Below are 22,877 nucleotides of genomic sequence, written 5' to 3'. Positions count from 1 at the left end.
CGCCTGGGTGCTCGCGATCATCGTGATGATGGCGGGCGTTGGCGCGATCCTCGCGCTGCCGATCGCACAATATCCCGACGTCGCCCCGCCGCAGGTATCGATCCGCGCGACCTATCCCGGCGCCAATGCCGAGACGATCGAGAATTCGGTCACCCAGATCCTCGAGCAGCAGCTGACCGGGATCGACGGGCTGCTCTACTTCGCGTCCTCGTCCACCTCGCGTGGGTCAGTCTCGATTACCGCGACGTTCGAGAAGGGCACCGATCCCGATATCGCGCAGGTCCAGGTGCAGAACCAGATACAGCAGGCGCTCACCCGCCTGCCGACGCAGGTGCAGCAGCAGGGCGTCGTCGTCCGCAAGTCGAACCCGGATTTCCTGCTGATCGCCGGCGTGTACGACACGACCGACAAGATGACGAACCGCGACGTGTCCGACCTGATGGTCTCGACGCTGCAGGATCCGCTCGGCCGCACCAAAGGCGTCGGCGATACCAACGTCTTCGGTTCGCAATATGCCATGCGCATCTGGCTCGATCCGGCCAAGCTCGCGAGCTTTCAGCTGATCCCGAACGACGTCATATCCGCGATCCAGACGCAGAATACCGAAGTCGCCGCCGGCGAGCTCGGTGGCCAGCCGATGCCGTCGGAGCAGATGCTCAACGCCACGGTTACCGCGCAGTCGCGTCTGTCGACGCCGCAGCAGTTCCGCGAGATCATCCTGAAGACGCTGCCGTCGGGTGCGACGGTGCGCGTGGGCGATATCGGGCGGGTCGAGCTTGGCTCGGAGAATTACAATGCGGTGAGCCGGATCAACGGCCATCCCGGCGCCGGCATCGCGGTGCTGCTGGCGCCCGGCGCCGACGCGCTGGAGACCGCGGAGCTCGTCAAGAACGAGATCGCGCGCGTTGCCAAGACGTATCCGCCCAACATGAAGGTCGCCTATTCGAGCGATTCGACCGACTTCATCAAGCTGTCGATCGAAGAGGTGGTGAAGACGCTGATCGAGGCGGTGATCCTCGTCGTCATCGTCATGTTCGTCTTCCTGCAGAGCTGGCGCGCGACATTGATCCCGACAATCGCGGTTCCCGTGGTTCTGCTCGGCACGTTCGCGGTCTTCTATCTCGCCGGCTTCTCGATCAACACGCTGACGTTGTTCGGTCTCGTGCTCGCGATCGGCCTGCTCGTCGATGATGCGATCGTCGTCGTGGAGAACGTCGAACGGCTGCTCGAAGAAAACCCCGACATGACGCCGCGCGAGGCGACGATCGAATCGATGAACGAGATCACCGTTGCGCTCGTTGCGATCGCGCTGGTCCTGTCTGCGGTGTTCCTTCCGATGGCGTTCTTCGGCGGATCGACGGGCGTCATCTATCGTCAGTTCTCGCTGACAATCATCTCGGCGATGATCCTGTCGGTCGCCGTCGCGATCATTCTCTCGCCCGCACTAACCGCGCACCTCCTCAAACAGCGGCACGACAAGGATCAGCAGCAGGGCGGCTGGGTTGAACGCCGCTTCCCGCGCGTGGCGCAGAAGGTTCACGGCGCACGCGACTGGTTCAACACCAGCTTCGAGCGCGGCACGGAGCGCTACGTCAACGCCGTGAAGCGCGTGATAGATCGCAAGTGGCTGTTCCTCGTCATCTACCTCGGCGTCGTCGCATTGCTCGCCGTGCTGTTCCTTCGCCTGCCGACGGGCTTCCTCCCGACCGAGGATCAGGGCGGCGCGATCGTCCAGTTCCGCCTGCCTGCCGGCGCGACGCAAGGGCGTACGACGCAGATCCAGCGCGAGATCGAGGCGTATTTTCAGAAATACGAGAAGAAGAACGTCAAGGTGATGTTCACCGTCGCGGGCGGTGGCGGCGGCGGCGCATCGGGGCAGAACACCGGCCAGGGCTTCATTGCGCTGACCGACTGGGCGCAACGCAAGGGCAAGGAAAATACGGCCGACGCGATCGTCGCCCGCGCCGCCGCGGCGCTCCGCGTGCTGCGCGATGGACAGGTATTCGCCCTCGTCCCGCCGGCGATCCGCGGTCTCGGCCAGTCCGAAGGCTTCACGATGGAGCTGCAGAACACCGGCGGGCTCAGCAAACAGGAATTCGCCGCTGCGCGCGACAAGCTGCTCGGGCTCGCCAACGGTGACGCGCAACTGACCGGCGTGCGCCTGTCCGAACTGCCGGATATCGGAACGTTGCAGGTGAAGACCGATCCCCAGCGGATCGCGGCGCTCGGGATCGCCCAGACCGACGTCAACACGACCCTCTCGACCGCGTGGGGCGGGCGCTACGTCAACGATTTCGTCGATCGCGGCCGCGTGAAGCGGGTCTACGTCCAGGGCGACGCGCCGTATCGCGCCGAACCTGACGATCTCTACCAATGGTTCGTCCGCGGCTCGAACGGCCAGATGGCGCCCTTCTCGAGCTTCGCGACGACCGCCTGGTCGCAGGCACCGACCACCGTGTCGCGCTTCAACGGCATCGAATCGTTCGAATTCCAGGGGCAGAGTGCGGGCGGCAGCTCGGGCGATGCGATGGACCGGATCGAGGAGCTCGCCCGGCAGATCCCCGGGACCAGTATTGCCTGGGCCGGCATCTCCTATCAGGAACGATTGTCGTCGGGGCAGGCGCCGCTGCTCTATGGCCTGTCGATCATCGTCGTCTTCCTGTGCCTCGCCGCGCTGTACGAGAGCTGGTCGATCCCGCTTGCGGTGCTGCTCGTCATTCCGACCGGGCTGATCGGCGCGATCCTGTTCGTCACGCTGCGCGGGCTGACCAACGACGTCTATCTCCAGATCGGCCTGCTGACGACGATGGGGCTCGCGGCGAAGAACGCGATCCTGATGATCGAATTTGCCGAGCAGGAGGAGAAGAAGGGCGCGCGCGTCATCGATGCCGCGCTCACCGCCGCACGCATCCGGCTGCGCCCGATCCTGATGACCAGCCTGGCCTTCATCTTCGGCGTGCTACCGCTCGCGATCTCGACCGGCGCGGGCGCCAACAGTCGCATCGCGATCGGCACCGCGGTGATCGGCGGGATGCTGACCGCGACGGTACTGGCGATCTTCTACATCCCGCTGTTCTTCGTCCTCGTCCGCCGCGGCTTCCGCGACGGCATGGCCAAGCTGCGCGGTCGCGAACCGGGCTTCCATCCGCCGGCGGAGAATCGCGAACCGCCCTACGCGCCGCCAACGCTGGAGCAATCGTGATGCGCGCGCTTCGCCCGATCCTGCTCGCCGGCACGCTGGCGCTCGGCGCGTGCAGCATGGCGCCGAAATACGTCCAGCCTGCCCTCCCCGTCCCGCCCTCCTGGCCGGTCGGCGACGCGTATCTGCGGCAGAGCGAGGCCGCGCTGCCCAGCGTCAGCTATCGCGACGTCTTCCGCGACACCCGATTGCAGCGGATCATTGATCAGGCGCTCGCCAACAACCGCGATCTACGCACCAGCGTCGCCAACATCGCCGCCGCGCGCGCGCAATATCGCATCCAGCGTGCCGAATTGTTTCCGCAGATCGACGCCGGCGGCGGGGTCAACCGGCGTGACATCGGCCGCGGCGCGGCGGGCGGCAATTTCGCGGTCGGCGGCACCACCTATTCTGCCAGCGTCGGGGTGAACGCGTTCGAGCTAGACCTGTTCGGCCGCGTTCGCTCGCTCAGCGACGCCGCACTCAACCGCTATTTCTCGCAAGAAGCCGCCGCCCGTGCGACACGGCTGACGCTGACCGGCGATGTCGCGGGCGCGTGGCTCACCTATGCCGCCGATCGCACGCTGCTGAAGCTCGCCGAGGATACCGCCGCGATCGCGCGTCGCTCGGTCGCACTCACCCGCGCGCGCGTGACTGGCGGCGTCGCGCCGCGTACCGACCTGCGGCAGGCCGAACAGATCCTGGCCACCGCCGAGGGTAACATCGCCAGCCAGCGCACTGCGCTGGCGCAGGACAACAACGCGCTGCAGCTGCTCGTCGGCGCCCCGGTCGATCCCGCGCTCCTCCCCGCCTCGATCGAGGAAGCATCACGGACAGTTGCCGAACTGCCTGCCGGGCTCGACAGCCGCATCCTGCTGCGGCGCCCTGACGTGGTACAGTCGGAATACGAGCTGCGCGCGACCAACGCCGAAATCGGCGCGGCACGCGCCGCGCTCTTTCCGACGATCTCGCTCACCGGGCTGTTCAGCTTCGCCAGCCAGGCGCTCGGCTCGCTGATCTCGGGCGATGCGCTGACCAAGTCCGCGTCGGCGACCGCCAACTACCCGATCTTCCGCGCCGGCGCCGGCCGTGCGAGCGTCGAGCAGGCGACCGCCCTCCAACGCGCTGCGCTCGCGCAGTACGAAGGCACAATCCAGACCGCGTTCCGCGAGGTGGCGGACGCGCTCGCCCGGCGCGGCACGATCACCGACGAACTCGCCGCGAACGAACGGTTCGCCGCCGCCGCCGCGGATACCTACCGGCTGACTGAGGCGCGCTATCGCGGTGGGATCGACACCTTCCTATCAAGCCTCGACGCGCAGCGCTCGCTATACGCCGCGCAGCAGCAGCTGGTGCAGACCCGGCTGATCCGCGCGACCAATCTCGTCACGCTGTACCGCACGCTAGGGGGCGATTCGCAGATCGACACCGCCGCCGGCACGCCCGTGCTTTCCGCGCAGCAACCGCCGCAGCAATGACTTGACGGGCGCGGGCGGGCGTGAAAGCTTGGCCGTCATGGAGAGAACCCCGCCCGATCCGGCAGCCTTTTTCCGCGATATGCTGGGCCAATGGGAGAAGACGGTGAACAGCCTCGGCGGCGAGGCGATGCGATCGGAGGAGTTCAGCCGCTCGATGGGCGCCGCCACCGCCGCCACCGCAACGATGCAGGCCAACATGCAGCAGATGACCGAGAAGGCGCTCGCCGCGGCCAATCTGCCGACGCGTAGCGATTTCGACGCGATGGCAGGGCGGATCGCGGCGATCGAAGCGTCGCTCGCGCGGATCGAGGCGCAGCTCGGCACCGCCCGGTCCGATCCTGACAAGCCACGGCCGACCCGCGGGCGCAAGCCGCCCGTCGCGCCGCAGAAGTGATCGCGCGCGGCCTTGCCCGACACCACTGAGGATCCGATCGGCGCCGCCACGCGCGAATTCGAGCGGCTGATGGCGCGCAACATCAAGGGGCTCGAATATTTCACCTCGCCCGCCCCCGTCGTCGGCGCGACGCCGAAGGACGTGCTGATCGAGCACGGCACGATGCGGCTGAACCACTATCGCCCGCTGGTCGACGACGTCTATCGCGTGCCTGTGCTGCTGGTGATGGCGACGACCAATCGCGGCTTCATCTTCGATATGGTGCCCGGGCAGAGCATGGTCGAATTCCTGCTGCGCGCCGGGTTCGACGTCTTCATGCTCGAGTGGGAGCCGCCGCGTCCGCACGAGAAATCGCTGACGCTCGAGAGCTACACGCTCGGCTTCCTGCCTCGCGCGATCGAGCGGATCACCGAGGAAACGGGCGAGCCCGACGTCAGCGTCGTCGGCTATTGCTTCGGCGGCGTCCTGTCGCTGATCTACGCCGCGCTCAACGCCGATGGGCCACTCGCCAATCTCGCCACCTTCACGACGCCGGTCGATTTCACGCAGATGGAGATGTTCCAGGCGTGGTCGGACAAACGCTTCTTCGACGTCGATCGCCTCGTCGATACGTTCGGCAACGTGCCGGGCGAAATGCTCTATTCATCGTTCGACATGCTGCGCCCCGGCGCACGCGCAGCGGGCAACGTGCGGCTGTTCGACAATCTCTGGGACGACGAATATGTGAAGTCGTTCCGCATGTTCGAACGGTGGAACACCGATACGCTGCCGCTGGCCGGCGAGTATTTCCGCCAGACGACCAAGCAGCTGATGTGGGACAATGCGCTGCTGCACGGCACGCTCGACGTCGGCGGGCGCCGCGTCGATCTGTCGCGCGTCACCGTTCCGTTCCTCCACCTCGCCGCCGAGCACGATCATATCGTGCCGCGTCCCGCGTCGCAGCCGCTGCTCGGCATGATCGGCGCCGCGGACAAGAGCGAGATCGTCCTCAAGGGCGGGCACGTCAGCCTCGTCGCCGGCCCCAATGCGGCCAAGCGGATGTGGCCGGCGCTCGCCGCATGGCTTGCCGAAAGATCAACATGACGCACCGCATCCGCCGTTTTCGCATCGCCGATCGCGAGGCGATGCTTGGCTTCGCCGACGCGCTACCAGATCACGACCTGCTGTTCCTTGGGCGGGACCTGAAGCACCCGCGTGTGATCGCCGCATGGCTCGGCGCGATCGCGGAGGAATGGATCGACAGCCTAGTCGCGGAGGATGACGGCGCGATCATCGGCTCGGCCGCGCTGGTCCGCGATCCGCTCGGCTGGTCCGCGCACGTCGGCGAGATCCGGCTGCTGGTCTCCGCGCAGCGGCGCGGCGAGGGCCTCGGGCGCGACCTGCTCGAAGCGATGTTGCGCATCGCCGCCGAGCGCGGGCTCGCCAAACTAACGGCGGCGATGACGCCCGACCAGACCGGCGCGATCGCACTGTTCGAAAGCCTCGGCTTCCGCGGCGAAGCATTGTTGAAGGATCAGGTGCGCGATCGTGCCGGTCAGCCGCATGATCTCGTGATCCTGTCCTATGATATTTCACGCAGCGCCGCACAGCATCGTGCCTATGGTTTCGATTCCTGATCGGCGGTGCGATCGAACTTAATAAGCATCCGCGCGTTCGACGTGGGAAATCCCAGGAGAATATCTTTGGCCTCTGCTGCCACATCGACCTCGACCGACGTCAAGCCGCCGTCGGCGGTGCTCGCCCTCACCGAATTGCCGCGCGCGCTGGCCGAGTTCGGCTCGCTGCCGTGGGCCGCACCGCTGCTCGCCACCGCGCCGCGTGGCGACGGGCATCCGGTGCTTGTCTTGCCCGGCTTCACCACTACCGATCGCTCAACCGCCGTCCTGCGCCGCTACCTGACGCGCATGGGCTATGACGCGCATACCTGGGACCTCGGCCGCAATCTCGGGCCCCGCGCGGTCGGGTTGCAGGGCGAGAAACTGGTCGATCGCCTCAACGCCGTGCACGAACTCACCGGCAAGAAGGTCAGCCTCGTCGGCTGGAGCCTCGGCGGCGTCATGGCGCGCATGGTCAGCCGCCGCGTACCCGAGGCGGTGCGGCAGGTGATCTCGCTCGGCTCTCCGTTCACCGGCACGCCGCGCGCGACCAACGTGTGGCGCGCGTACGAGCTGCTCACCGGGCAACGGATCGACGACAATCACACGCGCGAGCAGCTGCGCGAGAGCGCGACGCCGCCGCCCGTCCCGTCGACGGCGATCTGGAGCCGCGAGGACGGCATCGTCGCGTGGCAGAATTGCGTCGAGCCGTTCGCGAGCAACAGCGACAATATCGAGGTCCACGGCAGCCATTGCGGGCTCGGCGTCAACCCCGCGGTGCTCTACGCGGTCGCCGATCGGCTCGCGCAGCCCGAGGACGATTGGAAGCCGTTCAACCGTCACGGCCTGGTGCGAGCAATGTTCTACCCGTCGGCCGGGCACGCCTGACGACGCGTCAGCCCGCCGCCTGATCGCTCAGCGTCCGTCGCACCGCGTTGCGCCACCCGGCGACGAGCGGTGCGCGGTCCTCCGCCGTCATCACCGGCTCGAAACATTGCTCGCGCGCCCATAGCGCAGCCAACGCGTCGAGCCCCGACCACAAGCCGGTGGCCAGCCCGGCATGGAACGCCGCGCCGCGCGCGGTCGTTTCGAGATCGAGTGGGCGTTCGACCGCGGTATCGGTGAGATCGGCGAGGAACTGGCACAGCCAGTCGTTCGCCGCCATCCCGCCGTCGACCCGCAGGATCTTCGGCCGGCTGCCCCCGTCCGCCGCCATTGCCTCGGCGAGATCGAGCGTCTGATAGGCAACCGCCTCTAGCGCGGCGCGCGCGAGATGCGCGGCGGTGGTATCGAGCGTCAGCCCATGGATCGAGCCGCGGGCGTCCGGGTCCCAATGCGGCGCGCCTAGCCCGACGAACGCAGGCACCATGTAGACGCCGTGGCTGTTCTCGACCTTGGTCGCCATGTCGTTGGTCTGGCTGGCATGGGTGATGATGCCGATCCCGTCGCGTAGCCACTTCACTGCCGCGCCCGCGACGAAGATCGACCCTTCGAGCGCGTAGGTGGTCTCGCCGGCCAGCCGATACGCCGGCGTGGTGAGCAGGCGGTGCTTCGATTCGACCGCCTGCGCGCCGGTGTTGAGCAACATGAAGCAGCCCGTTCCGTAAGTGGACTTGGCACTGCCACGATCGAAACACGCCTGTCCGAACAGCGCTGCCTGCTGATCGCCCGCGATCCCGGCGATCGGAATCGCCGCGCCGAACAGGGCAGGATCGGTGGTGCCGTAAACGTGCGCATTGTCGTGCACCGCCGGCAGCATCGCGGGCGGGACACCGATCAGCCGGCACAATTCCTCGTCCCACGTGCCGCGATGGATGTCGAACAGCATTGTTCGGCTGGCGTTGGTGACGTCGGTCGCGTGGACCTTGCCGCCCGTAAGGCGCCAAAGGAGGAAGCTGTCGATCGTCCCGAACGCGAGCTCGCCGCGCTCGGCCCGCGCGCGGGCGTCGGCGACGTTGTCGAGGATCCAGGCGATCTTGGTCGCGGAAAAATACGGATCGATCAGCAGCCCGGTGCGCGCGCGGATCAGTTCCTCCGCTCCATTGGCGCGCAACTGCGCGCAATGCGCGGCGCCGCGTCGATCCTGCCACACGATCGCGCGGTGGATCGCCTCGCCGGTCGCACGGTCCCATACCACCGCCGTCTCGCGCTGGTTGGTGATGCCGATCGCGGCCACGTCGGCTACCGCGACGCCGCTCTTCGCGATCGCCTCGCGCGCGGTTGCCAGCGTGTCGCGCCAGATGTCCTCGACGTCGTGCTCTACCCAGCCATGCGCCGGATAATGCTGTGGAAATTCGACTTGGCCGATGGCGACGCGGCGCGCCTGATCGTCAAACAGCACGCTGCGCGTCGAGGTGGTCCCCTGATCGATCACCAGAATATGCGCGCCCACGTCTCTCTCCAAACGAACGTTCGAATGAGCCTTGTCCTGTTTCGCTCGAACGTCAACACCCTTTCGTTTAGCCGTTTGCGGGGGTATGGAGGGGGGATGGTGGAGGTATCGGCATGGTGACGGGCACGGCGGCGGATGCGGTCGACCTCTTGATCGTCGGCGGTGGGATCAACGGCGCGGGGATCGCGCGCGACGCAGCGGGGCGCGGGCTCAGCGTCCTGTTGGTCGAGCAGGACGATCTGGCCAGCCATACCTCGTCGGCATCGACCAAGCTGATCCACGGCGGGCTGCGCTACCTGGAATATGGCGAGTTCCGGCTGGTGCGCGAGGCGCTGATCGAGCGCGAGCGGCTGCTGAATATGGCGCCGCACATCATCTGGCCGCTCGAATTCGTGCTGCCGCAGAACCAGTCGCCGCGCCCGGCGTGGATGGTGCGGCTGGGGCTGTTCCTCTACGATCACCTCGGCGGGCGCGAGAAGCTGCCAGGCACGCGTACGGTGAACCTCGCGCAGTCGCCGGTCGGCGCCGGGCTCGATCCGCGCGCGGGCAAGGCGTTCATCTATTCGGATTGCTGGGTGGAGGACAGCCGGCTGGTCGTGCTCAACGCGATCGATGCCGCCGCGCGCGGCGCGGCGATCGAGACGCGGACGCGGCTGGTGGATGCAAAGCGCATCGATGGGGGCTGGAAGGGGACTTTGGAGGGGCCCGAGGGGCGCCGCGAGGTGCACGTGAAGGTACTCGTCAACGCCGCGGGGCCATGGGTCGCCGATGTCCTCGGCCGCGTGCCCGACTCGCGGACCGACCGCGGCGTGAAGCTGGTGAAGGGCAGCCACATCGTCGTGCCGAAGCTGTACGACGGCGCGCACGCCTTCATGCTGCAGAACCCCGACCGCCGCATCGTCTTCGCGATCCCCTATGAGGGTGAGTATACGCTGGTCGGCACGACCGACGAGGTGTGGAGCGAGAAGCCGGGCAAGGCAGCGATCAGCGCGGGCGAGACGGCGTATCTGCTAGATACGATCGGACGCTATTTCGATACGAAGGTCGCCGAGCGCGACATCCGCTGGAGCTATGCGGGCATCCGCCCGCTGTACGACGACAAATCGTCCAACGCCTCCGCCGTCACTCGCGACTATGTGCTCGATCTAGACGCTGGCGAGAACCGCGCGCCGATGCTGAGCATCTTCGGCGGCAAGATCACGACGTACCGCAAGCTCGCCGAGCATGCGATGAAGGAACTCGCGCGTTTCTTCCCGCAGGCGAGCGGGGCGTGGACGGCGGGCGCGGTGCTGCCCGGCGGCGACATGCCGGATGCTGATTTCGACCGCTTCCTGGCGCAGCTGATCGCCGAGCGCCCCGCCCTGCCCCCCGCGCTGCTGCGCCGGCTGGCGCGCGCCTATGGCACGCGTACCGATCGCTTGCTCGGCGCGGCACAGACGGTCGCCGAGCTGGGCCAGAACTTCGGCGGCGACCTGTACCGGGCGGAGGTCGATTACCTCGTCGCGCACGAGTGGGCGCGCTCCGCCGAGGATATTCTGTACCGGCGCAGCAAGCTGGGGCTGCATACGCCGGCCGGCACCGCTGAGGCGCTCGACGAATATCTCGCGGTGTCGCCGCCGGTGCCGGTCGCCGTCGCCGGCTGATGCAGCAGGCCGCCGACGTCGTGGCGACGCGCCACCGGATGATCCTGGAGGCGGCGCGGCATACCGGCAGCGTGTCGGTCGATACGCTCGCCGAGACGCTGGGGGTGACGCCGCAGACGATCCGCAAGGATCTGAACGTCCTCGCCAAACGGTCGATGCTGTCGCGCGTCCACGGCGGCGCGGTGGTTACGTCGGGTGTCGGCAACCTGCGCTACGCGGAGCGGCGACTGGTCGCAGCGGAAACGAAGGACGCGATCGGCGCCGCGGCCGCCGCGCTGGTGCCCGACGGATCGAGCCTGTTCCTCACCATCGGATCGACCACCGAGGCGATCGCGCGCCACCTGACCGGGCATCGCGAACTGATGGTGATCACCAACAACCTCAACGTCGTCGAGATTCTGGCCGACTGCCCCGGGATCGAGGTGATCGCCGCCGGCGGGCGCGTGCGGCCGGGCGACCGCGCGGTGGTCGGCGCGCTGGCGATGGATTTCATCCGCAGCTTCCGCGTCGATTACGCGCTGATCGGCGCGTCGGCGATCGAGGCCGACGGCACCTTTCTCGATTTCGACGTCGACGAGGTTCGCGTGTCGCAGACGATCATCGCGCAAGCGCGCAAGGTGATCCTGACGCTCGATTCGTCGAAGCTCGGCCGACCGGCGCCGGTGCGGATCGGCGGGCTGGACGACATCGATTATCTGGTGAGCGACGATATGGACGACGGCCTGCGCGCCGCGTGCGACGCGGCGGCAGTGACGATGGTGCACGTCGTGGGCGACTGAGCCGGGCGCGGGCGACACGGTGACGGTGGTAGTGACAGGTGGACAAGAGAGCGGTGAGTGATGGATCGGCTTGATTTCGACGTGGCGCAGATGGTGACGCGGCGCCGGCTGCTGGCCGCGGGCGTCGCCGGCGGCGGGGCGATGCTGGCGGCGCGCGCACTGGGCGCCGACGTCGACCTGCGGCTGCCCGGTGGGCCGTCCAAACGCGCGATGACGAGCGATTTCCCGCAGAAGGGCGCGATGATCCTGCAACGCGCGCGGCCGGCGCTGCTCGAGACGCCGATGGAGGTGTTCCAGCAGTCGCTCTTCACCCCGAACGACCGCTTCTTCGTGCGCTGGCACTGGGGCGATCTGCCGACCAGCATCGATGTGGAAACGTATCGCATCCGCGTCGGCGGGCATGTCGCGCGGCCGCTGTCGATTCCGCTCGCGCAGCTGCTGCGCATGCCGCGGATCGAGCTTGCGGCGGTGAACCAGTGTTCGGGCAATTCGCGCGGGCTGTTCGAGCCGCGCGTGCCCGGCGCGCAATGGGGCCACGGTGCGATGGGCAACGCCAAGTGGATGGGCGTGCCGCTGCGTCACGTGCTCGATCTCGCCGGCGTGCGCCCGGGCGCCGTCGCGGTGCGCGTCGGCGGGATGGACAAGCCGCTGGTCGCGGGGGCGCCCGATTTCGAGAAGGCGCTCGCGATCGATCACGCGCGCGACGGCGAGGTGATGTTGGCGTTCGCGATGAACGGCGAGCAGCTGCCGCTGCTCAACGGCTTTCCCGTACGCCTCATCGTGCCGGGCTGGTTTTCTACATATTGGATGAAGGCGCTCGACACGATCGAGGTGCTGCCCGCGCCGGACGATCGGTACTGGATGGCGAAGGCGTACAAGATTCCCACCGCCCCGCGCGCCAATGTGGCGCCGGGATCGAAGGACTTTCCGACCACGCCGATCAGCCGCATGATCCCGCGATCGTGGATCACCAGCGTCGCCGACGGCGCGACCTATGGCTATGATCCCGTGCTGCCGATCGAGGGGATCGCAATGGGCGGCGACGCGGGCGTCGCGCGCGTCGACATATCGGCGACGGGCGGGCGGACGTGGGAGCCGGCGACGCTGGGGCGCGAGGACGATCGCTACGGCTTCCGACGCTTCACCGCACGGGTGGGCGTGCCACGCCCGGGCCGCGTCAAGGTGATGGCGCGATGCACCAACACACGTGGGGAAACGCAGCCGATGGCGGCGAACTGGAACCCGGGCGGCTATATGCGCAATTGCGTCGAGCCCGTTGTCGTGAGGCTGACGTGATGCGCACGCCATCGCTTGCCGCCATCGTCGTCCTGCTGATCGCCGGCAGCCTATTCGTGCTGGTCGCGATCGGCGGGGGCAGCCGCAGCGCGCCAGCGCCCGCATCATCGAGTGCCCCCCCCGCCCCGGCCGTATCGGCCAACGGCTTCGCGCTCACCTCGACCGCGATCGAGCTGCCCGACGATGCCGCGACCTATCCGCCCGGGCCGCACGCCGATCTCGTCAACCAACGCTGCCTGTCGTGCCACTCGGCGAGCATGGGATTGGCGCAGCCGAAGCTGACCGCCGCGCAATGGCAGGCCACGGTGGAGAAGATGCGCGACACGTACAAGGCGCCGATCGGGCCGGGCGACGTGCCGGCGATCGTCGATTATTTTACCACGCTGCAAGGCACCGCGGCGACGCCGGCGCAATAAGCCGATTGGCGGCGTGACAAAGCCGGCGCCTGTCCTATGGGACAGACGATGAGCACCGCCGCGCCCGACCCTGTCCGCCCGACGATCCGCGACGTTGCGCGGATCGCGGGCGTTTCGATCAAGACCGTCTCGCGCGTCATCAACGACCAGCAATATGTCAGCGCGGACAAGCGCGAACGCGTGCGCGAGGTGATGCGCGAGATCGGGTTCCAACCGAGCCAGGCGGCGCGCGCGCTCGCCGGGCACCGATCGCACCAGATCGCGCTGATCTGCGACAATCCCAACCCCTGGTACGTCTACGAGATTCAGCTGGGCGTGCGCGAACGCTGCCAGCGCGACAAGATCCGCATGATCGCGCAGCCGTACGACCGTGCGTCACCGACGCTGCTCGAGGATATCGTCGCGCTGCTCGATCAGGCGCATCCCGACGGGCTCGTGCTCGCGCCGCCGGCGTGCGACGACGCGCGCGTGCTGGGCGAGCTCGCGCGGCGCGGCATCCCCTTCGTGCGGCTGCAGCCCGGCGTACGGATCGACGAGGCGCCGGCGGTGCTGATCGACAACGAGCGCGCGGCATTCGACATGACGACGCATCTGCTTGATCTGGGGCATCGTCGGATCGGCTTCGTCGTCGGCGATCGTAGCTTCGCCGCGTCGGCACAGCGACTGGCGGGATATATCCGGGCGCTGGGCGAGCATGCGGTGGCGGTCGACCTCGACCTGATCCGGCAGGGGCAGTTCGACGTCGCCTCGGGCGAGGCGGCGGCGGACGTGCTGCTCTCGCTGCCACAGCCACCGACCGCGATCTTCGCGTCGAGCGACGATATGGCGGCGGGCGTGCTCGCCGCCGCGCACCGCCGCGGCGTGCGCGTGCCCGACGCGCTCTCCGTCGCAGGGTTCGACGACGGGCCGACCGCGACGATCGTCTGGCCCGCACTGACCACGGTGCGCCAGCCGGTGCGCGCGCTGGCCGACGCAGCGACCGATTTGCTGCTTGCGCCGCCGGAGGATGGCGCGCCGACGCAGCGCAGGCTGGCGCACGAGGTCGTCACACGCGCGTCATCCGCTGCGCCGCCGGTTGCGCAAACGACCGAATGATGACACCGTTGTCTTACGAGCAAGTGGAGAGGGTGATGGTTCAGGGCATCGGCAATACGCGCCGGTTGTTGATCGTGGCGCTGGCCTTCACCGCGATCATGCTCAACTACGTTGATCGGCAGATCATCGCGCTGTTGAAGCCGATGCTGCAGACCGAGTTCGGCTGGAGCGATCGCGACTACAGCCACATGGCCTCCGCCTTCCAATTTTCCGCCGCGGTCGCGTTTCTCGGCACCGGCTGGTTCATCGATCGGATCGGTCTTCGCCGCGGGTTCGCGATCGGCGTCGGTGCGTGGAGCCTCGCGGGCATGGCGCACGCGTTCGTCGGCAGCGTCGGCGGGTTCGTCGGCGTGCGGGCGGCGCTGGGGGCGGCCGAATCGATTGGAACCCCGGCGCAGGTGAAGACTGCCGCGACCTATTTCCCGCCCGAGCAGCGCTCGCTGATGCTCGGCGTCGGCAACATGGCGTCGAACTTCGGCGCGGTGGTGGCACCGCTCACGATCCCGGCGCTCGCGCTGGCGCTCGGCTGGCGCGCGGCGTTCCTGATCGCCGGCGGGCTCGGGCTGGTGTGGGTCGTCGCGTGGCTCTTGGTGACGCCGCGCTCGTCGGCGACGCCGGGCGAGGCAGGCGCCGCGGCGGGCGATCGCGGCGCGTCGGTGCCGTGGTCGGCGCTGCTGCGCGACCGGCGGCAGTGGGCGGTGATCGCAGCCAAGGCGCTGAGCGACCAGGTGTGGTGGTTCCTGCTGTTCTTCATGCCCGACCTGTTCCACCGTATGTTCGGAATGAGCCAGGGCAGCCTGGGCGTGCCGATCGCGATGATTTATTTCCTTGCCGCGCTGGGCAGCCTCAGCGGCGGCATCCTCCCGACGTACCTGCTGCGGCGCGGGGTGGACGTGAACCGCGCCCGCAAGGGATCGATGCTGCTCTACGCCTGCCTGATCCTGCCGGTGCCGCTGGTGCTGCTGACGGGCGATCCGTGGGTGGCAGCGGGGCTGCTCGGGCTCGGGCTGTTCGCGCACCAGGGCTTCTCGACCAACGTGTTCGCGATGACGGCGGATATCTTCCCGTCGCGGATGATCGGGACGGCGATCGGGATCGGCGCGTTCGCGGGCAACCTGTCGGGCATGGGGATGATCGAGCTCGCCGGTTGGTCGCTCGACAATGGCCACGGTTACACGCCGATGCTGCTGATCTGCGGCGGATCGTATCTCGTCGCACTGCTGCTGATCCACCTGTTGGTGCCGCGCCTGGTGGTGGCGGAGCCGGGCGTGGCCAAGGCGGCACCCGTCGGGCATTGACGCGGTCGGCTGACCAAGGCGAGGCGGCGGCGCGCCGAGCGCCGCCGCTGCGCCGGGAAGCCCGATAGCGCCGGCACGGTCGCTCGAGGTAATTACGCCGTCGCCAGGGATCGGTGGCTTTCCCTTCACACGGGTGGTGGCAGAAGCGCATTTGATCGCGCGCTGCCGCACCTCTTGACCTCCCGACCAGTAACAATCCTGATGCGGATCAAGTAGTTAGTTCGCCGTCGCGTGCAGCCTTCGCCGGCGCCGCGCGTAGCTGCTCTGGCCGCTGCCATCGATCAGCGGGCCCGTCCCCCGTCGAAACGGGGAGGAGAGCATTGCCATGCCCGCTACAGAGAAGATGTTGGACGCGCTCGACGCGCGCGTTCAACGGCGATCGCCGAGACGAGACTTCTTTCGGATGGCGCTTGCCGGGGCGGCCGTCGGCGTCGGCGGGCTCGCGCTGACCAGCCCAGCGCTAGCACAGTCGGCGCCGAGCGAATCGGACGTCCTGAACTTCGCGCTCAACCTCGAATATCTCGAGGCGCAATTCTACAGCTTCGCCGCAAACGGCACCGGCCTTCCTGCCGATCAGCTGACGGGCACGCAAACGCAGGGCGCGGTGTCGGGCGCGCGCAAGGCGAACCTCACCGATCCAGCGGTGATCCAATATGCGCGCGAGATCGCGGGCGACGAGGTTGCTCACGTCGGCTCGCTCCGCCGCGTACTGTCGACGGCGGCGGTGTCGCAGCCGGCAATCGACCTGTCGCCGGCGGTGTTCACCGCAGCGGCGACGGCGGCGGGCATCGACCTGTCAGCAACGGGCGGCGTGTTCGACCCTTACGCCAATGACGACAGCTTCCTGATCGCAGCCTATATCTTCGAGGATGTCGGCGTGACCGCGTACAAGGGCGGTTCGCCGCTGCTCAGCAATCCCGACATCGTCGATGCGGCGGCCGGGCTGCTCGCGGCGGAAGCGTTCCACGCCGGCATCATCCGCGGCGCGCTGTACCGGCGCGGCGTGGCGGTACCCACGCTGCGCAGCAATGCCGACAAGATCTCCGACGCGCGCGACACGCTGGACGGCACGGCGACCGCCTCCGGCCCGCCGCAGCGCGTGGCGGACGACGACCAGGGCATCTCGCCGGTGCAGACGCAGTTCGGCACGACATCGAACTTCGTGCCGACCGACGACAATGGCATCGTCTTCAGCCGGACGGCGGAACAGGTGCACAACATCGCCTATCTGACGCGTGCGCAGGCCACCTCGGGCGGCTTCTTCCCCAACGGCACCAACAATCCGAACGCGGCGCTTCGTCGCTCCGGCGCGAACTGAGGAGGCGGGACATGACCGATACGATCGAATTCCTCGACCTGATGGAACGCGCAGAGCACCAGCGACGCGCTCGGCGCAGCTTCATCCGGCTGTGCGGCGGCGCGGCGGCGATGACGGGCGGCCTCTCGCTGCTCGCCGCATGCGACGAGGACAGCACGCTGATCCCCGACCCGGTGCCCTCCCCCACTCCGACCCCGGGGCCCGCCCCCGCGGTAACCGAGGTGGACGTGCTGAACTTCGCGCTTCAGCTCGAGTATCTGGAAGGCAATTATTATTCCTACGCCGTCTCCGGCCGCGGGATCCCGGACAATCTGCAATCCGGACAGGGTACGCAGGGCGCGGTGATCACCGGCAGCGGCGAAGGCGCCGCGCGCGCGGTGAACTTCACCGATAACGTGGTGCGCGAATATGCGCGTGAGATCGCAGTCGACGAGCTTGGCCATATCGGCTTCCTGCGCACCACGCTGGGCAGTTCGGCGTCGGCGCAGGCGGCGCTCAACATCTCGGGCAGCGCGAGCGTAACCATCGGCAGTGCCACCGCCGTGGGCGCCTTCACTGCGGCGGCGCGCGCCGCCGGCGTGATCGGCGCGAACGAGATCTTCGATCCTTATGCCAATGACGAGAACTTCCTGATCGGATCGTACCTCCTGACCGACGTCGGCGTCACGGCCTATCGTGGGTCGGCGCGGCTCATCACCAACAAGGTGTTTCTGGAAGCATCCGCAGGGATCCTGGCGACCGAATGCTATCACGACGGCGTCATCCGGTCCGAGCTGTGGCGGCGCGGGCTGACGGTGCCGAGCATCTACAGCCGCATTACGCAGATCTCCAACGCGCGCGATGCACTGGACGGAACGAGTGACACCGATCAGGACATCGGCAACGCGGCGACGGCGAACCTCGTGCCGACCGATAGCGGCGGGCTGGTGCTTGGCCGCACCGCGCCGCAGGTGCTCAACGTCGTATACCAGAACCGCGCCGCGGTGGCGGCGGGCGGGTTCTTCCCCAATGGGGTGAACGGCACGATCCGGACGAGCGCCGCCAACGCTTGACGCTCGAATGTCGGACGGGGCCGTGGCGACGAAGCCGCTGCGGCCCCATCCGATCGACGACAGTGCGTAACTGCACGCGCTGTCTCGGGACCCGGTTGGACTTCGACGGCTCGGCAGCGCCAAAAAAAGGCCCCCGGATCGCTCCGGGGGCCTTCTGCTTCCGATCCGGGCGGGAATGGATCAGAAGTTCACGCGACCGGTGACGCCGTAGTAGCGATCGGCGTCGCGCGGGATCTGGTAGCGGTACGAGCCGGCCGGGCCGCCGTTCTGGATCGCCGCGGCATAGCTCTGGTCGAACAGGTTTCGCACCTGGAAAGTCAGGCGGAAACGATCGTCCTGATCACCGACGCCGGCGGACAGATTGACGAGGCCGTAGCCGTCGATCGTGCCAAGACGACGCTGAACGGCATCAGGCGAGAACAGCGCGAGCTGCTTCGACTGATAATTGCCGTTGGCGCCGAGATAGACGTCGAACGCACCGCCGGTGCGCACGCGATAGTCGACGCCGAGCGAACCCTTCCACTTCGGCGCAAAGGGCAAGGAGGTGCCCGACGGAATCACCGCCGTCGCCGCCGCGCCGGGCGCGACGAAGAACTGGTCGACCTTGGCATCGGTGTACGCGATGCCGCCCGAGATCGACAGATCGTCGATCGGACGCAGCACGAGATCCGCCTCAATGCCGCGCGTCGACACCTCACCCGCGTTGGTGAAGCGCGTCACCACCACGCCCGCGACGAGATCCGGGTTGTTGGCCTGGAAATTGTCGTACTTGGCGTAAAAGGCGGCGAGGTTGAGCGTCAGCACGCCGTCGAACAGTGTGTTCTTGAGGCCGACCTCGTAGCTGTCCGAGGTTTCCGGCGCGATCACGTTGGTGCCGTTGGCGTTCAGATTGTAGAAGACGTTGAACGCCGGGCCCTTGTAGCCGCGCGTCCAGCCACCGTAGGCGACGATGTCGCGGCTGATGTCGAACTGCAGCGAGGCCTTGCCCGACCAATTGTCGTTGGTCGTCTTGCCGCGCCACGCCACGCCGTTCGAGGCGAGCACCGCCTGCGTCTGTGCCGCACCAGGCGCGACACCGGCGGCGAGCAGCTGGTTGTAGCGATCGAACACGCCCTGGTCGAAGTTCGCGTTGACGCCCGGGCCCGCCAGCGTGGTGCGGCGGATGTGCGACACTTCGAGCTGATCGGCGGTGTAGCGCGCGCCGCCGATGAAGCGGAAGCGATCGGTGAAGTTCACCGTGAACTGGCCGAACGCCGCCATGTTGGTGAACACCGAACCGAAGGTGGCAGTGCCGAACGGGTTGGTCGTCGGCGTCGCATTGGCGCTGCCGCACGGCACCAGCGCGTTGGGCGTCGCGACGATCGCGTTGCAGCTCAAGACCGAGCGCGAGAAGGTCCGCTCCGATTCGGCGCGCGAGTAATAGAGGCCGAGGACGTAGGAGACGAACTGGCGCGACGGCGACGTCAGGCGCAGCTCCTGGCTGAACGTGTCGCCCGTCTGCGGCCCGAGATCATGCAGCTGGGTGAAGCCGGCATAAGGCGCGGCGAGGAAATCGCCGTCCCGGATCTCGGTGTTCTTGTATTCGCGATAAGCGGTGATACTGGTGACGGTCTGCGTGCCGAGCTCGGTATCGATCTGCAGCGACGCGCCGTAGCCCTCCTCCTTGGTGCGGGTGATGAGGTTCTGGTTGATGCGGCGGGTCTCGTCGCCGCGCGGCGTCGGCAGCACGCCCGAGATGGGGCTGGTGAAGCCGACACCCGCGCCGGTCAGCGGGCCGGTGCCGATCACCTCGGCGCAGCAATCGTCGTCGTTCTTGTGATAATCGCCGATCAACGCAATCGTGGTCGTGTCACTCGGCGTCCACTTGAGCTGCACGCGGCCGCCGAAATGCTCGTAGCCGTTGACGCGGCGGCCACCGAAGGCGTCGTTGCGGATGTTGCCGTCATAGCGGCTGTAGAAGCCGGTGAAGCGCGAGAGCAGGTTCTCGCCGAGCGGCACGTTGAGCGCGCCGCGGATGCGCGCCTCGTCACCGCCGGTGAAGTAGCTGCCCTCGACATAGCCGCCGAAATCGCGCGTCGGCTGCTTGGTGACGATGTTGACGACGCCGGCCGACGCGTTGCGGCCGAACAGCGTGCCCTGCGGGCCGCGCAGCACTTCCATCCGCTCGATATCGACGAGGTCGCTGAACGCCTCGCCGGTACGCGCGAAGACGACGCCGTCGACGACCGACGATACCGACGGCTCGCCCGCGATCGAGAAGGTCGTCGTGCCGACGCCGCGCAGGAACAGCGATTGGTTGAGCGTGGTGCCCGACTTCTGAAAGTTGAGCGAGGGAACGAGCGCGACCGCGCCGTCGAGCCCCGGCGCGCCGGTGGCGGTGAGCGCGTCGCCGCCGATCACGGAGACGGCGAGCGGCACGTCCTGCAGACGCTCGCTGCGCTTCTGCGCGGTGACGACGATGTCGCCGCTGCCGACATCCTCGGTCGCGGGTGCTTCAGCCGCGACGCCGGGGGCCGGCGCATCCTGCTGCTTCTCGGTCACCGGCTCGACCGTCTGCCCCTCGGGCGACATGGCCTGCGCGCTGGCGACCTGCGCAAACAGTGCGAGACCGCACGTGGCGGTCAACAAGACCGCCTTTGAAGTGAAACCCGTCATTACCCTCTCCTAACCCCGAACCCTGAACCAATCTTGGAAAGCACGAACCACTGAACACCGCTGCCCCGGCGCGCCGCCCGCCCGCCGCGCCGTTGCCGGGTTCAGCGGGCCAAACGGCGCGCAGGCCAGCGGCGCGATCAATTGACTGCTTCCCCCATCGCGCATTTCTTCGTATAAGACAACGGTGTCTTATTTGCCCGCCCCCGCTCGCTCCGTCGCTCTCGGCGACACTGGTCTAACCGTCAGCACGATTGCCTGGGGCATGTGGCGCTTCCGCGGCACCGATGTCGCCAAGGCACGCGCGCTGATCGATGCGGCGCTGGACGCCGGCATTACGCTGTTCGACACCGCCGATATTTATGGCCCTGACAACGACGAGGAATTCGGCGCGGCCGAGGCGCTGCTTGGGCGGGTGTTCGCCGAAGCTCCCGACCTGCGTGATCGGATGGTGCTCGCCTCGAAGGGCGGCATCAGTATGGGCGTGCCGTACGATTCGAGCGCGGACTATCTCGCCAGCGCGATCGACGCATCGCTGGCGCGGCTCGGCTGCGAGAAGATCGACCTCTACCAGATCCACCGCCCCGACCTGCTGACGCACTCACAGGAGGCCGCGCGCGCGCTCGACGACGCGCGCACCGCAGGCAAGATCACCGCGATCGGCGTGTCGAACCATACGCCGACGCAGACCGCCGCGCTCGCCGAGTTCCTTCCCGTGCCGGTCGTCAGCCATCAGCCGGAATTCTCGGCGCTGGTGACGACGCCGTTGTTCGACGGCCTGTTCGACCAGGCGATGCAGCGCGGCATGGCGGTGCTCGCGTGGTCGCCGCTCGGCGGTGGGCGGCTCGCCGATCCGCAGGACGCGCGCGCCCGCGACGTCGCCGCGCTGCTCGATGCCAAGGCGGCCGAGACCGGCGTCGACCGCGCGGCGGCGGCGTACAGCTGGATCATGGCGCATCCCGCGCGACCGATCCCGATCGTCGGAACACAGAATGCGTCGCGGATCGCCACGGTCCCCGACGCCTACAAGCCACAGTGGACGCGCCAGGAGTGGTATGCGGTGCTGCAGGCGAGCATGGGGGAACAGCTGCCGTGAACGAGACGCAAGCGAAATCGTGTGAAGTCAGCTGGTTCTCTGCGCTGTGCGACGATGATTACGAGTTTCTCGGCGTTCCTGATGCCAAACTGAAATCGAGCTGGGAGCATTGCCGCGACATCGTGCTGCAGGCCGAGAGCGGCGGGTTCGACAACATCCTGCTGCCGTCGGGCTATGCATTGGGGATCGACACCACCGCTTTCGCTGCGGCGATCGCGACGATGGTCGAGCGTATCCGCCTGCTGATGGCGGTGCGGATCGGCGAGAGCTGGCCGCCGCAACTGGCACGCCAGATCGCGACGATCGACCGCATTCTGGGTGGGCGGCTGACGGTGAATATCATCTCGTCCGACCTGCCGGGCGAGACGCTGGCAAGCGCACCGCGCTACGCCCGCACGCTCGAGGCGATGCAGATCCTGAAGACGATGCTCAACGGCGAAGCGCTCGATCACCAGGGCGAGTTCTGGCAATTGAAGCTCGATCCGCCGGCGGTGACGACGGTGTCGGGCAAGGCGCCGCCGCTGTATTTCGGCGGGCTATCGCCCGACGCGCGCGAGGTCGCGGCGCAGGGGGCGGACGTCTATCTCATGTGGCCGGACAAGCGCGAGGCGGTGCAGGCGATCATCGACGACATGACCGCGCGCGCCGCGAAGCACGGTCGCACGCTGAAGTTCGGCTATCGCGCGCACGTGATCGTGCGCGACACCGAGACAGAGGCGCGTGCCGCCGCCGATCGGCTGCTGTCGAAGCTCGACGCCAAGGAAGGCGAGGCGATCCGCAACAAGTCGCTCGACACGACGTCGACCGGCGTCGCGGCGCAGGCGGCGCTGCGTGAGGGATCGAAGGACGACGGCTATGCCGAGGAGCATCTGTGGACCGGCGTCGGCCGGGCACGGTCGGGCTGCGGCGCGGCGATCGTCGGCGATCCCGATCAGGTGCTCGCCAAGCTGCGGATGTACCAGGACATGGGGATCGAGGCGTTCATCCTGTCTGGCTATCCGCACGCCGCCGAGGCGGATCTGTTCGCGCGGCACGTGCTGCCGAAGCTCAGCCACGGGCCGCTGGTGCTGTGATCGCGTGAAACTGTTCCCCGGCGAAGGCCGGGGTCCAGTCGCGGAACGTCGCTGAACGACCGAAGCGCTTCGTTGCCGCAGCCTTCCCTACTGGATCCCGCACTTTGCCGGGGAACAGTCAG

18 protein-coding genes are annotated in these 22,877 nt (G+C 67.7%); 16 read left to right on the top strand and 2 right to left on the bottom strand.

The window, feature by feature from the left end; genetic code table 11:
* The first annotated feature begins 25 nt into the window (after positions 1-25).
* The 6 genes from F1C10_RS01565 (at position 26) to F1C10_RS01540 (ending at position 7,533) form a co-directional block, all read left to right on the top strand.
* Positions 26-3,202, top strand: a complete 3,177-nt coding sequence (locus tag F1C10_RS01565; protein WP_308458086.1) for a multidrug efflux RND transporter permease subunit — start codon at positions 26-28, stop codon at positions 3,200-3,202.
* Positions 3,202-4,656: an efflux transporter outer membrane subunit gene (locus F1C10_RS01560; protein ID WP_185208207.1), complete on the top strand. Its 1,455-nt coding sequence runs from the start codon at positions 3,202-3,204 to the stop codon at positions 4,654-4,656. Before F1C10_RS01565 ends, F1C10_RS01560 begins: the two co-directional genes overlap by 1 nt.
* Before the next feature lie 37 nt (positions 4,657-4,693).
* On the top strand, positions 4,694-5,050 hold the full coding sequence (locus tag F1C10_RS01555; RefSeq protein WP_185208205.1) for a poly(R)-hydroxyalkanoic acid synthase subunit PhaE: 357 nt from the start codon (positions 4,694-4,696) through the stop codon (positions 5,048-5,050).
* 12 nt (positions 5,051-5,062) lie between these two features.
* Positions 5,063-6,133, top strand: coding sequence for an alpha/beta fold hydrolase (locus tag F1C10_RS01550; protein WP_258043013.1), 1,071 nt, complete (start codon positions 5,063-5,065; stop codon positions 6,131-6,133).
* On the top strand, positions 6,130-6,666 hold the full coding sequence (locus F1C10_RS01545) for a GNAT family N-acetyltransferase (RefSeq protein ID WP_185208203.1): 537 nt from the start codon (positions 6,130-6,132) through the stop codon (positions 6,664-6,666). The genes F1C10_RS01550 and F1C10_RS01545 overlap by 4 nt, the downstream gene beginning before the upstream one ends.
* Positions 6,667-6,732: 66 nt before the next feature.
* On the top strand, positions 6,733-7,533 hold the full coding sequence (locus F1C10_RS01540; protein WP_185208202.1) for a triacylglycerol lipase: 801 nt from the start codon (positions 6,733-6,735) through the stop codon (positions 7,531-7,533).
* Positions 7,534-7,540: 7 nt separating this feature from the next.
* On the opposite strand, the gene glpK is transcribed toward F1C10_RS01540, so the two are convergent.
* Complete coding sequence (gene glpK / locus F1C10_RS01535; RefSeq protein ID WP_185208200.1) at positions 7,541-9,037, bottom strand: glycerol kinase GlpK; 1,497 nt, start codon at positions 9,035-9,037, stop codon at positions 7,541-7,543.
* A 113-nt stretch (positions 9,038-9,150) separates the two neighbouring features.
* On the opposite strand from glpK, the gene F1C10_RS01530 reads away from it, so the two are divergent.
* The 8 genes from F1C10_RS01530 to F1C10_RS01495 all read left to right on the top strand — a co-directional run bounded on the left by F1C10_RS01530 (position 9,151) and on the right by F1C10_RS01495 (position 17,934).
* Positions 9,151-10,680, top strand: a complete 1,530-nt coding sequence (locus F1C10_RS01530; RefSeq protein ID WP_185208198.1) for a glycerol-3-phosphate dehydrogenase — start codon at positions 9,151-9,153, stop codon at positions 10,678-10,680.
* Positions 10,680-11,459, top strand: a complete 780-nt coding sequence (locus F1C10_RS01525) for a DeoR/GlpR family DNA-binding transcription regulator (protein ID WP_185208196.1) — start codon at positions 10,680-10,682, stop codon at positions 11,457-11,459. Before F1C10_RS01530 ends, F1C10_RS01525 begins: the two co-directional genes overlap by 1 nt.
* 60 nt (positions 11,460-11,519) lie before the next feature.
* A complete protein-coding gene (locus F1C10_RS01520) occupies positions 11,520-12,755 on the top strand; it encodes a molybdopterin-dependent oxidoreductase (protein WP_185208194.1) in 1,236 nt (411 codons plus the stop codon).
* A complete protein-coding gene (locus F1C10_RS01515) occupies positions 12,755-13,171 on the top strand; it encodes a hypothetical protein (RefSeq protein WP_185208192.1) in 417 nt (138 codons plus the stop codon). Before F1C10_RS01520 ends, F1C10_RS01515 begins: the two co-directional genes overlap by 1 nt.
* A 48-nt stretch (positions 13,172-13,219) precedes the next feature.
* The gene (locus F1C10_RS01510; protein ID WP_185208190.1) at positions 13,220-14,266 is read left to right on the top strand and encodes a LacI family DNA-binding transcriptional regulator; all 1,047 of its coding nucleotides are present in this window, start codon (positions 13,220-13,222) and stop codon (positions 14,264-14,266) included.
* A gap of 35 nt (positions 14,267-14,301) precedes the next feature.
* Positions 14,302-15,564 carry an MFS transporter gene (locus F1C10_RS01505; protein WP_185208189.1) on the top strand — a complete coding sequence of 421 codons (1,263 nt, stop codon included), beginning with the start codon at positions 14,302-14,304 and terminating at the stop codon, positions 15,562-15,564.
* A gap of 325 nt (positions 15,565-15,889) precedes the next feature.
* A complete protein-coding gene (locus F1C10_RS01500; RefSeq protein WP_185208187.1) occupies positions 15,890-16,882 on the top strand; it encodes a ferritin-like domain-containing protein in 993 nt (330 codons plus the stop codon).
* A gap of 11 nt (positions 16,883-16,893) precedes the next feature.
* A complete protein-coding gene (locus F1C10_RS01495; protein ID WP_185208185.1) occupies positions 16,894-17,934 on the top strand; it encodes a ferritin-like domain-containing protein in 1,041 nt (346 codons plus the stop codon).
* A gap of 180 nt (positions 17,935-18,114) precedes the next feature.
* Here the strand turns inward: F1C10_RS01495 and F1C10_RS01490 are convergent, their stop codons facing one another.
* A complete protein-coding gene (locus F1C10_RS01490; protein ID WP_258043012.1) occupies positions 18,115-20,589 on the bottom strand; it encodes a TonB-dependent receptor in 2,475 nt (824 codons plus the stop codon).
* Positions 20,590-20,773: 184 nt separating this feature from the next.
* On the opposite strand from F1C10_RS01490, the gene F1C10_RS01485 reads away from it, so the two are divergent.
* Entirely contained in the window at positions 20,774-21,682 is a 909-nt protein-coding gene (locus F1C10_RS01485; protein ID WP_374939359.1) for an aldo/keto reductase family oxidoreductase, read from the top strand.
* A complete protein-coding gene (locus tag F1C10_RS01480) occupies positions 21,679-22,755 on the top strand; it encodes an LLM class flavin-dependent oxidoreductase (RefSeq protein ID WP_258043011.1) in 1,077 nt (358 codons plus the stop codon). Before F1C10_RS01485 ends, F1C10_RS01480 begins: the two co-directional genes overlap by 4 nt.
* Positions 22,756-22,877: the final 122 nt, after the last annotated feature.

The organism is Sphingomonas sp. NBWT7 (assembly GCF_014217605.1).
In the GTDB taxonomy this organism is placed as follows: domain Bacteria; phylum Pseudomonadota; class Alphaproteobacteria; order Sphingomonadales; family Sphingomonadaceae; genus Sphingomonas.
The sequence above is the reverse complement of the archived record's forward strand: the minus strand, read 5'-3'. Positions and strand labels throughout refer to the sequence as shown.